A 10,872-nucleotide genomic window follows, 5' to 3' on the forward strand; every position below is an offset into this window, starting at 1 on the left:
CCTTATTCGTCCCTGGTTTGCCGCAGCGGCTTCACCCAGATGTTCATATCTTCGAATCCGGAAAAAATCGTGCAGTTGTTGATGAGCCGACCGCGGTATTCATAGCCCATCTTGGCTGCTGTCACGTTCATCCCGGCCGATTGCGCCCGGGTCAAGGTATAGAGATAGTAAATCCCTGCCTCCTCCATCTTTTTTTCCAGAGCGCAAAACAGCGGCTGGAGGAGGCCTTTTCCGGCGTGATCGGGGTGGGTGGCACAGTCGGTCATCTCCGCCGAGCCCATCCGCTCCGACACTTCGGCAGACGCTGCGCAGGCGATCTTCCCGGCATGCTCGACGACGAAGTACACCGTCCCCTCCTGCATCGTCTTGCGCACGTAATGCGGATCATCCATGGGGGTAGGATACGTCGCGAACACAAGGCCGTACAGGCGTGCCAGCTCCTCTGCATCTGCCTCTGTTGCCGGACGCATGCTGTACCCTTCCGGCAGCGGCTTTTCTTCCCCCGCTCCCGCCTTTGCCAGACTCAGCGCCAAAATTTCCTCCGCCAGCTCAGGCGCTGTCGACGTCGCCCGTTCCTCTGTCACATACGCCGTGAGCATGTAGGCATTTTCTCCGCGAAAAAATCCGTCAATGACCCCTTCCTGCCGATAGCCAAGCGCGAGCCACTCCGCTACGTCCCGCTTTTTCCCGTAGACGATCAGCTTGGTGGCATTCGACTTCTCGGCCACCTGCCGCAGCATCTGGTCGTATTCCTTCAGCCGCGCCCGGTCGTACAGATGCAGCTTGACCCTGCGGTTTTGCCGATCGTCCACCAAATCGCCCGCAGCGAGCATTTCCTCAATCTGTGTCTGTGTCATGAAACTACCCCTCCCCTTTGTTTCCTTGTGCTTTCATTGTAGCAAATGGAGCTTCTCCGTCATCTGCCAATCTGTATAAAAAGTGGGCAGCCAGGCACAAATGCGGGCAGGTTGGGCATTCGACGAGCGCCATTTTCCCTATTGGTTCATAAGATGAAGGGAGTTGCTCCATCTGGGAAGGAGGGGGTATTAATGAGCTGCAGCAGAAACAACGATTTCGCCCTTGTTTTGGTCCTGTTCGTTCTCCTCGTCATCGTTCTCGTCTCAATCTCATAGAATCTCTTTTGTGCCCCTCAGGATAGGTAGTATCGAGGGGCCACTTACATATGCATGTAATATGCATGACACGTCTGAGAAGGGAGGAAGCCCACGTGTCCACACTTGTGTTCGCGCATCGCGGCGCTTCCGGCCTGTATCCGGAAAACACGATGGAAGCCTTTCACGCTGCTGTCCGCAAGCGGGCGGACGGGATTGAGTTGGACGTCCAGCTAAGCCGCGACAACAAGCTGGCCGTCATTCACGATCACCGACTGGAACGGACGACAAACGGCTCCGGTCCTGTGCGCGGCTATACGATGCGGGAGCTGCGCCAGCTTCGCGCAGACAAAACTTGCTCCACGCGTTATCCAAAAGCCCGGATTCCCGTTTTGCGCGAGGTATTTCAAGCCTTTTCCGATACATCGTTACGCTTTATTATCGAATTGAAAAATTTTTTTCAAAACCAGCCCCACCTTGAAGAAAAAGTCATTGAGCTGATCCAGCGCTATCAGCTCACGGAGCGAACGATCATTTCCACGTTCAACTTCGACAGTTTGTTGCGCATCAAAGAACTGGACCCTGCGCAAACGACCGGCCTTTTATACGTCGGCCCGCTCGCAAAACCGTGGGCAGTCGCAAGCCAGTATCGTTGCGAGCAGTTGCACGTCCCGTACGACCAGCTCACACCCGAACTGGTTCAACAGGCCAAACAGCGCCAGTTGACCGTCTACGGCTGGACGGTAAACAGCAGTCGGCAAATCCAGCGGGCCGTCGATATCGGCGTGGACGGGATCATTACCAACTATCCGGGGCGCGCCAGAAAAATCATCCATGTTGAATAGCCACGAAAAAAGGAGCCTTCTCGGAGGCTCCTTTTTGTTTATCAATCAACTTTTACCTGTGCGGAACATAAAACTTCCCTTGCCAACTGTTTCGGCGGTTCAGCTCGGCATTGATCCCGTTCAGCACTTCCCACTTTTTGCGGCTCCACATCGGACCGATCAGCAAATCCTTTGGCCCGTCGCCTGTGATGCGGTGGACGATCATTTCCGGCGGCAAAATTTCAAGTGTATCGACGACGAGCTTGGTGTACTCCTCCTGCGAAAGAAATTCCAGCAGGCCCGCTTCGTACTGCTTGACCATCGGCGTCTTGCGCAGCAGGTGCAGCAAATGAATTTTGATCCCTTGCACGTCGAGATGGGCGACCGCATCGGCCGTCTGCATCATTTCTTCGTGCGATTCTCCCGGCAACCCGTAGATGATGTGCGTACAGACGCGAATGTTGTGCTTGCGCAGCCTCTCCACCGCATCGACATAGCAGGCGTAGTCGTGCGCCCGGTTAATCAGTTGCGCGCTATGCTCGTGGATCGTTTGCAGGCCCAGCTCCACCCACAGATACGTCCGCTCGTTCAACTCCGCCAAATACTCCACCACATCGTCCGGGAGACAGTCAGGACGCGTTGCGATCGAGAGGCCGACAACTCCTTCCTGCCGGAGAATGACCTCGTACATCTCGCGCAGTTCGTCTACAGGGGCGTACGTGTTCGTGTACGCCTGGAAAAAGCCAAGGTATTTGGCCTGGGGCCACTTTTCATGCATCCGGGTTTTCACATCGTGAAACTGGCGCTTTAGATCCATTCTCCGGTCCCCGGCAAAATCGCCGGAGCCGCGCGCACTGCAAAACGTGCAGCCACCCGTCGCGACCTTGCCGTCCCGGTTCGGGCAACTGAAGCCCCCGTCCAGCGGAACCTTGAAAATTTTTTCGTGAAAAGTCGAACGCAAATGGTAGTTCCATGTATGGTATCGTTTATCTCCCCACAGCAAGGGAGTATCGTGATCGCAATGTTGTGGTGCGAGCTTCATCGCCGTATTCCTCCTCGTGGCCCGGCTGCGGGTTCGGTTTTGTCCGCGCAGCCAACGCTCAGGGTGCCTTTTTCCCAGTTGCAACGCTTTCTCTTTTCGTGTGGTGATCGCGTTATTATACCAGATCACAGGCTCCTTTCGCCACTTTCGCTAACAGAAAAACCACAGGGCGAGATGCACCTGTGGTCTTTTGCTTCACGTGCCTATTGCTGGATCTCCTCGATACGAATGGCGCGAGTGTGGGACGTATGGCTCCACACCTGATTTTTCTTGGTGAAAAACGCGTAAAACATGATCGGCAGCCACGTCAGGAAAAAGAACGGCAACAAGAGCAGTCCCAAATATCCTTTTAGTGGCACTTTCTCGAGGTAGAGCGCCAGAATCGGCAATAAATAAAACACAGCCGTAGATCCGTACACCAGCCAGGTTGGCAGGATGGTAGCAGCAGGCGTCAGAGCCGCAATGTCAAAATATCGGCCCAAAAACAGCAAGGACATCATCGTCACCATCAGCACGTACATCGGCTGGAACAGGTAGAAAGCCGCGTCAAGCATGCCCAGCCTTCTTGCCTTCAAGCCGTTTTTCAGTACGCTTCCGATGTAGCGTCCAGCCACATCGTAGTGACCTTGCATCCAGCGCAAGCGTTGGCGCATCGAAGCTTTCAAGTCAATCGGCTTCTCATCCCATACTTTCGTATCATGGGCCCAGGTCGGATAAATGCCGCGCTCAATACAACGCGTAGCAAACTCCAGGTCTTCCGTCAGGCTGGTTGCTCCCCAGCCCATCTCCTTGAGCAGATTGCTCTCGATGCACAAGCCCGTACCGCCTAACGTGTTCGGCAGGCCAAGGTTGTGACGGGCCAACTGCCACATGCGGTTTGTAAACCAATACGTCACAGCATAAGACAGGGTAATCCAGGAGTCAAACGGGTTTTTCGAATCCAGATAGCCTTGAATCACGCGCGCCCCTTTGACCAGACGGTCGTTCATCACTTTCAGGAAGTTCTTTTCAACCAGGTTGTCTGCATCAAACATGACGACTGCATCGTACTGCTTTGGCCTTGCCCAGAGGTTCTCCAGCATCCACTCAATCCCGTAGCCTTTTCCGCGCTTGGACGTGTCAAAACGCTCGCACGCGATGGCTCCGTGTGCCCGACTGATCTCAGCAGTGTTGTCAGTACAGTTGTCGCAAATGACGAAGATGTCGTACATTTCGCGTGGGTAGTCCAGCTTTTTCAGGTTCTCAATCAGTGGAGCGATTACGGCACTTTCGTTATGCGCCGCAACCAGTACAGCAAATGTTTTTTGTGGCTCGCTTGTCACCTGCTCCTTTTTGCGGAACAGGCCCGCACAAGAAACCAGCGTTTGGTACGTGCTAATCACACCTACCGTTGAAGTGAATCCGATGAATAATCCCTCAATGATCTCTCTAATTACACTCATGGGTTCTTCTCCTCGACCTGAATCAAATTGGGTCTGATCTGACTTCAGGTAGTGTTGTTTTTCCAACATTTCTCTATTGTATTTCTCCCAATTGGGAGTGTACATCAAAAGCGTTTCAAGATCAATGACCCAAAAGTGGGAAAAAAGAAGGCACTGCTAACACCTTTCCCACCTTTTTCTCTTTCTATTCGACAAGCCTTGAACATGAGCAGAAAAAAAAGCCCTTGTCGAAAAGGCTTGATTTATTTCGAAAACACGAGGTCCAAGCTTAGTCCCCGGTTCGATACGATGGTGCGGTCGGCGAGACTCGAACTCGCACGGGTCGCCCCGCCACCCCCTCAAGATGGTGTGTCTGCCAATTCCACCACGACCGCCTGTTATCCGTGACCGTTTGTGCAGGTTACCTGCCGCAGAATCACGTTTTTGAGTATACACAATCCATTTTTCGAAGTCAATAGCGTTTTCCTCCATCTGAGTGCCCAAATTCTATCTGGGAACCGCATTTATTTCCTGTCGAAAACACGCGGATTTTGTTTGTTTTTCCAAAAATAGGGACAGTAGTTTTGGGATCCGCTCTCCTCGATTCGCCACGATTATGCATAGACCGCAGCGCCATATTTTTCGGCTTTCTTACATATTTCAGGGCGAAAAAGACAAATTATTACCAGTAGTGGAAGGCCAACTTTCTCAAAAAAATTTTTCGTCATGGGGGAAAAACGATGATTCCCGAGAATATCAAACAGCTTCTGCACGATATTCGGCTCATTGGCGGCGGCATGAAGCAGTATGAGCATCCAGATGATTGGCAGCTAATCCGCAACCTGGTTGGCGACGAGCTGGAGGTCGATTTGAGCGATGCCACTCCCGAGTATTGGGAGAAGCTCCGTGCTTCCCTTGAGAGCGAAAAGGCGGTTGCGCTAGAAAAAGCAGAGCGGCGTTACCTGCATGGCCTTTACTACTACAATCCCTTTATTTGACCACGATATGTTCGTGGTCTTCCTTTCTGGGGTGGGGGCAGCGGCTGCGGTTTGAGCAAGGGCTTTGCCAGGTTTCTACTTGTGGGGGTTTCTGTTGTACTTGGCTTTGTTTTGGCTGTTCTGTTCTTTGGGTGTTCTTTTGCCGTTCTTCTTCTCTGATGCATACCGCGTGGTGCAAAACGACTGCTGTAGCGTCAAGTAGCTATTCATGCTTAGGCGTCTCCAGGCGAGTTTCAGCACCTTTCAGGACTTTTCAGGACCTGGATTTGACCCTGACTCCCACCATCGGTTGGATTGTATCGTTTTGTCGTTTTGTCCTCTTGCCCTTGCGTTTTGCTACTAGACTATTTGCTCTGTGAAAATAGCAAAGGTCGCCGGGCAATGATCGGATAACACGAAGGAATGTCCCTGAACGGCTTGCATGGTCTGTAGCCTGTTTCCTTTCGTCCACTTGCCAATGACTGTCCTCTTTCTGACGACGGTCCTCTCGCCACTGACACTCTACTTTCCGAGGACGGAGAAAAATAGCAGCCCTTGAAATCATTTTTGCAGAGAGGAGTATCTTTTTTTCTTGTGATACGTTATATAGAATAGCGAGTGAATTTTCAGGGGAATCTACTCGTAGTGAATATGCTCGTCCATCGAAAAGCTTCCTTATTATATGTGTGTCATTTTTAGTCATTTTCTGTCGACAAAATGGCTCTTATTTTGTTACATTTTTGCGAGTCTCTACGTTTTGCCGTTCAGCTCTTAATGGGTTTTCAACCTAAAGTCTCTTCGCCTTGCAAAAATCGGTTTGAGTTGCCCTAGCGTGTAGGAAAGATAGCTATGAGAGGCTGTGCGTTTTTGAATTTTTTTTTGGCTCGTTTGTGTTATAGGATTGGTCGGCTATATACATAAAAGCTGCTTTGCAGGTATGAATAGATCTGAATAGATCGTAGAGGTAGGAAAGATGGGGAGTTATTTGCGGAGTAAGTCGTCCTGTAAACACCTCCTTGTAATACACGTACATGCTTCGTGCTGCGTACGGATAAAAGTGAGAACGTGGTAAGAGAGTACTTTGCGCTGTTCATGTATCATGCACGGAAGCTTTCCTTCCCCTCTCCTGTCTACGCACGCTCTGCTATTGAATGAGAGCGAAGAGGCCCCTATATCTCGCGGCAGCAAAGGCCGCCTAATCGCAAGCAGGATCGTTTTTCGCAAAAAGGCTGGATTGTGCGTTGCGGTTTTGCAGAAGTCAAACAGATGAAAATTGGTCAGATGCAAAAGGCATGCGGCATCATACGGCAAGTCGGCAAGTCTTGAGAACACCCCTCGTGCATTTGTTGTTCTTTCCTCCTGAACTCGCGCGTACGCCTTCTGCTTTCTCGCTCTAACCTTCGTGAGAAACTGACATGGGAACGAAAGCGGGCGCCAGTAGCTGCACTGCATCGTGTTCTCAGTGGGATATGTACACTTTGTCTAATTCGTACTAAATATAGCGGTACCAGGTCTTAGGCGTCGCTAACAGCCTTCACAACTTCTGTAAACTTTTTACCTCTCCTACTTATGCCGTTCCTTGAAGCACGCCTCTACATACGGATTCGCATACACCATCGTGGCCGAATTGCCTTCCATTTTTCCGAACACGTGCAGCATACATGCCGCCAGTTCTCTTGTACAATCGTGAAAATGATGCGACCCGGCTTCCTGCTTGCAGTTGGTCTACAACCGCTAATTTTGCGGCGCACAAAGCCTTTCATCGTGTCGTCTGGAAACGCAGACTTTGCGCTCGACTTCACGCCTGCCTAGGCCGTCTGCTGTTCAACGGAGCGTATGCCCTGCTGCCCAATGTTACTGTGGAACCAAAAACGACTCAAACACGCTCCTGGTCGTCTTTGACATCGTGTCTCCCTGCTGCAGAAGTTTGGGGTAAAAAAACCACCGACCGGAACCGACTCCGCTTAGTGGGCGTTTGCTTATTGTTTCTCTACCGTAATTTTCGTGGAAAGATACACGCGCACGTTTTGACCGTTTTCCTTGTAATCAATTCCATAATAAATCGTGTAAACCCCTGGCTTCCCCGCTACGAAAGAAGGCACTTCCCTGCGGTATCCATCCGCATCTGCCAGCTTTTCTACGTTCTTCGTCAATTTATAACACCCGGTATCGCTGGACGCATTCCAACCGTTTTGGCGCTCTTGCCTTTTGAGTGCTTTCCAACTAAAAAGATCTTTTCCCTACTTTGACTGTTGCTTCCGGTGGGCTAAAAATAATGGGTTTCGATTTTTTGACAGTCAAATCCACCCCATACGTTCCCGGCTTGATCTTGCCTTTTAATTGAATAGCTGAAATGAAAAGTACCTTCTGTTTCCGGCGTCGGAATCTTCCCTTTCCCCCAGTTACTGTCGTTTCCTGTTTATATCGGACAACGCTACATCTAGCTCGTATATCTTGCCTCACGAAAAAAGACCTCTTTCAAACTCAAATGAGAAACTTGAGTCTGTAAGAGATCTTTTTTAACCAAAAGGTGTCGTGCTGTCTAAAATCCCAGCCTGGATAATTCCCACGTTCTCCACGTTCGCTGCATATGACCGCCGACCTTCAAATGACCTGACGCAATCACGCAATCATTGACGTTTGACAAACGCTGTCATATCACAGTTTTAACAAGTGTGGCGTCCCAGGAGAGATTCGAACTCCCGACCGACGGCTTAGAAGGCCGTTGCTCTATCCTGCTGAGCTACTGGGACAGATGATGGAGGGAGTACCCGGATTTGAACCGGGGATAAGGGTTTTGCAGACCCGTGCCTTACCACTTGGCTATACTCCCATGTATGGGGCGATCGATGGGACTTGAACCCACGAATGCCGGAGCCACAATCCGGTGCGTTAACCCCTTCGCCACGACCGCCATATCAATTTGCAGGAGAATGCGTCGCTCTTCTGGCAGGGGCAGTAGGAATCGAACCCACACCAAAGGTTTTGGAGACCTTCGTTCTACCTTTAAACTATGCCCCTTTGGTAGCGGTGGAGGGAATCGAACCCCCGACCTTTCGGGTATGAACCGAACGCTCTAACCAGCTGAGCTACGCCGCCGAAATAAAAAATGGCGGAGAGTGAGGGATTCGAACCCTCGCTACGCTTGCGCATACTAACGGTTTAGCAAACCGTCCCCTTCGGCCTCTTGGGTAACTCTCCGTAATTATATGTTCCTTCAAAACTGAATATGCATGCTTGCTAAGAGATGTGTGGATAAGTCCTCGACCGATTAGTATTCGTCAGCTCCACGCGTTGCCGCGCTTCCACACCGAACCTATCAACCTCATCGTCTATGAGGGGTCTTACCAGCTTAACGCTGTGGGAAATCTCATCTTAAGGGGGGCTTCACGCTTAGATGCTTTCAGCGCTTATCCCTTCCATACATAGCTACCCAGCCGTGCTTCTGGCGAAACAACTGGTGCACCAGCGGTATGTCCACCCCGGTCCTCTCGTACTAAGGGCAGCTCCTTTCAAATTTCCTACGCCCGCGACAGATAGGGACCGAACTGTCTCACGACGTTCTGAACCCAGCTCGCGTACCGCTTTAATGGGCGAACAGCCCAACCCTTGGGACCTACTTCAGCCCCAGGATGCGATGAGCCGACATCGAGGTGCCAAACCTCCCCGTCGATGTGGACTCTTGGGGGAGATAAGCCTGTTATCCCCAGGGTAGCTTTTATCCGTTGAGCGATGGCCCTTCCATGCGGAACCACCGGATCACTAAGCCCGACTTTCGTCCCTGCTCGACTTGTAGGTCTCGCAGTCAAGCTCCCTTCTGCCTTTACACTCTACGAATGATTTCCGACCATTCTGAGGGAACCTTTGGGCGCCTCCGTTACCTTTTAGGAGGCGACCGCCCCAGTCAAACTGCCCACCTGGCATGGTCCTCTCGCCCGATAAGGGCGACGAGTTAGAAACTCCGTACATCAAGGGTGGTATCCCACCGACAGCTCCACAGAGGCTGGCGCCCCTGCTTCTCAGCTTCCCACCTATCCTGTACATGATGCACAAAGTTCCAATACCAGGCTACAGTAAAGCTCCATGGGGTCTTTCCGTCTTGTCGCGGGTAACCTGCATCTTCACAGGTATTATGATTTCACCGGGTCTCTTGCCGAGACAGCGCCCAAGTCGTTACGCCTTTCGTGCGGGTCGGAACTTACCCGACAAGGAATTTCGCTACCTTAGGACCGTTATAGTTACGGCCGCCGTTTACTGGGGCTTCGGTTCAAAGCTTCGCTTGCGCTAACTCATCCCCTTAACCTTCCAGCACCGGGCAGGCGTCAGCCCCTATACTTCGCCTTGCGGCTTCGCAGAGACCTGTGTTTTTGCTAAACAGTCGCTTGGGCCTTTTCACTGCGGCCCCCTCGGGCTCAGCCCACCCAACGCAAGCTTACGCTCACGTTGGGCGGGGACCCTCACCCTACCGGGGCGCCCCTTCTCCCGAAGTTACGGGGCCATTTTGCCGAGTTCCTTAGCAAGAGTTATCCCGCGCACCTTAGGATTCTCTCCTCGCCTACCTGTGTCGGTTTGCGGTACGGGCACCTTGTTCCTCGCTAGACGCTTTTCTTGGCAGTGTGAAATCAGGGACTTCGGTACTAAAATTTCCCTCGCCATCACAGCTTGCCCTTAGCGGTGTGCGGATTTGCCTACACACCAGGCTTACTGCTTGGACGGCCATCCAGTAGGCCGCTCACCCTATCCTCCTGCGTCACGCCACTCACTCAAACGGAACAGAGGTGGTACAGGAATATCAACCTGTTGTCCATCGCCTACGCCTTTCGGCCTCAGCTTAGGTCCCGACTAACCCTGGGAGGACGAGCCTTCCCCAGGAACCCTTAGGCTTTCGGTGGACAAGATTCTCACTTGTCTTTTCGCTACTTACACCGGCATTCTCACTTCCAAGCGCTCCACCGCTCTTTCCAGTACGGCTTCACCGCTGCTTGGAACGCTCCCCTACCCAGTCCGTAAGGACTGCCATAGCTTCGGTGATACGTTTAGCCCCGTTACATTTTCCGCGCAGAGTCACTCGACCAGTGAGCTATTACGCACTCTTTAAATGATGGCTGCTTCTAAGCCAACATCCTGGTTGTCTGGGCAACTCCACATCGTTTCCCACTTAACGTATACTTGGGGACCTTAGCTGATGGTCTGGGCTGTTTCCCTTTTGACGATGGATCTTAGCACTCACCGTCTGACTCCCGGACATAAGTCATTGGCATTCGGAGTTTGACTGAGTTCGGTAACCCGATGAGGGCCCCTAGCCCAATCAGTGCTCTACCTCCAAGACTCTCAAGGGTCCCACCGAACACAAGCTTACGCTCGCGTCCGGCGGGGTCCCATTCCGAGGCTAGCCCTAAAGCTATTTCGGGGAGAACCAGCTATCTCCGAGTTCGATTGGAATTTCACCGCTAGCCACACCTCATCCCCGCACTTTTCAACGTGCGTGGGTTCGGG

At 52.0% G+C, this 10,872-nt stretch carries 6 protein-coding genes, 7 tRNA genes and 1 rRNA gene (1 of these 14 running past the window's edge); 2 read left to right on the forward strand and 12 right to left on the reverse strand.

Annotation, left to right across the window (positions count from 1 at the left end):
* Positions 1-2: 2 nt before the first annotated feature.
* Positions 3-857 carry a putative beta-lysine N-acetyltransferase gene (ablB, locus tag M655_RS17425; RefSeq protein ID WP_026557000.1) on the reverse strand — a complete coding sequence of 285 codons (855 nt, stop codon included), beginning with the start codon at positions 855-857 and terminating at the stop codon, positions 3-5.
* A 371-nt stretch (positions 858-1,228) separates the two neighbouring features.
* On the opposite strand from ablB, the gene M655_RS17430 reads away from it, so the two are divergent.
* Positions 1,229-1,957, forward strand: coding sequence for a glycerophosphodiester phosphodiesterase (locus M655_RS17430; RefSeq protein ID WP_005831958.1), 729 nt, complete (start codon positions 1,229-1,231; stop codon positions 1,955-1,957).
* A gap of 52 nt (positions 1,958-2,009) precedes the next feature.
* On the opposite strand, the gene mnmL is transcribed toward M655_RS17430, so the two are convergent.
* The 3 genes from mnmL to M655_RS17445 all read right to left on the reverse strand — a co-directional run bounded on the left by mnmL (position 2,010) and on the right by M655_RS17445 (position 4,794).
* Positions 2,010-2,978, reverse strand: a complete 969-nt coding sequence (gene mnmL / locus M655_RS17435) for a tRNA modification radical SAM protein MnmL/YtqA (protein WP_026556999.1) — start codon at positions 2,976-2,978, stop codon at positions 2,010-2,012.
* 203 nt (positions 2,979-3,181) lie between these two features.
* The gene (locus M655_RS17440; protein ID WP_005831962.1) at positions 3,182-4,420 is read right to left on the reverse strand and encodes a glycosyltransferase family 2 protein; all 1,239 of its coding nucleotides are present in this window, start codon (positions 4,418-4,420) and stop codon (positions 3,182-3,184) included.
* Between the two features lie 289 nt (positions 4,421-4,709).
* Positions 4,710-4,794 (reverse strand) — tRNA-Leu (locus M655_RS17445).
* A gap of 345 nt (positions 4,795-5,139) precedes the next feature.
* Here M655_RS17445 and M655_RS17450 point away from each other — a divergent pair.
* On the forward strand, positions 5,140-5,397 hold the full coding sequence (locus tag M655_RS17450) for a hypothetical protein (protein WP_005831964.1): 258 nt from the start codon (positions 5,140-5,142) through the stop codon (positions 5,395-5,397).
* A 1,958-nt stretch (positions 5,398-7,355) separates the two neighbouring features.
* On the opposite strand, the gene M655_RS17455 is transcribed toward M655_RS17450, so the two are convergent.
* The 8 genes from M655_RS17455 to M655_RS17490 form a co-directional block, all read right to left on the reverse strand.
* Complete coding sequence (locus M655_RS17455; RefSeq protein WP_155808668.1) at positions 7,356-7,529, reverse strand: hypothetical protein; 174 nt, start codon at positions 7,527-7,529, stop codon at positions 7,356-7,358.
* A gap of 523 nt (positions 7,530-8,052) precedes the next feature.
* Positions 8,053-8,129, reverse strand: a tRNA-Arg gene (locus tag M655_RS17460).
* Between the two features lie 6 nt (positions 8,130-8,135).
* A tRNA-Cys gene (locus tag M655_RS17465) sits at positions 8,136-8,209 on the reverse strand.
* A 5-nt stretch (positions 8,210-8,214) separates the two neighbouring features.
* A tRNA-His gene (locus tag M655_RS17470) sits at positions 8,215-8,290 on the reverse strand.
* Positions 8,291-8,323: 33 nt separating this feature from the next.
* Positions 8,324-8,397 (reverse strand) — tRNA-Trp (locus M655_RS17475).
* Between the two features lies 1 nt (position 8,398).
* Positions 8,399-8,475 (reverse strand) — tRNA-Met (locus tag M655_RS17480).
* 11 nt (positions 8,476-8,486) lie between these two features.
* A tRNA-Ser gene (locus M655_RS17485) sits at positions 8,487-8,577 on the reverse strand.
* 50 nt (positions 8,578-8,627) lie between these two features.
* Positions 8,628-10,872, reverse strand: a 23S ribosomal RNA gene (locus tag M655_RS17490); it runs 774 nt beyond the window's last position.

Origin of the sequence: Brevibacillus sp. NSP2.1 (genome assembly GCF_000470975.2) — a bacterium.
In the GTDB taxonomy this organism is placed as follows: Bacteria; Bacillota; Bacilli; order Brevibacillales; family Brevibacillaceae; genus Brevibacillus; species Brevibacillus agri.

Bases quoted from the DNA above. Each gene is read 5' to 3' on its own strand.
- ablB (WP_026557000.1), bottom strand. From the start codon at position 857: ATGACACAGACACAGATTGAGGAAATGCTCGCTGCGGGCGATTTGGTG.
- mnmL (WP_026556999.1), bottom strand. From the start codon at position 2,978: ATGAAGCTCGCACCACAACATTGCGATCACGATACTCCCTTGCTGTGG.
- M655_RS17440 (WP_005831962.1), bottom strand. From the start codon at position 4,420: ATGAGTGTAATTAGAGAGATCATTGAGGGATTATTCATCGGATTCACT.
- M655_RS17450 (WP_005831964.1), top strand. From the start codon at position 5,140: ATGATTCCCGAGAATATCAAACAGCTTCTGCACGATATTCGGCTCATT.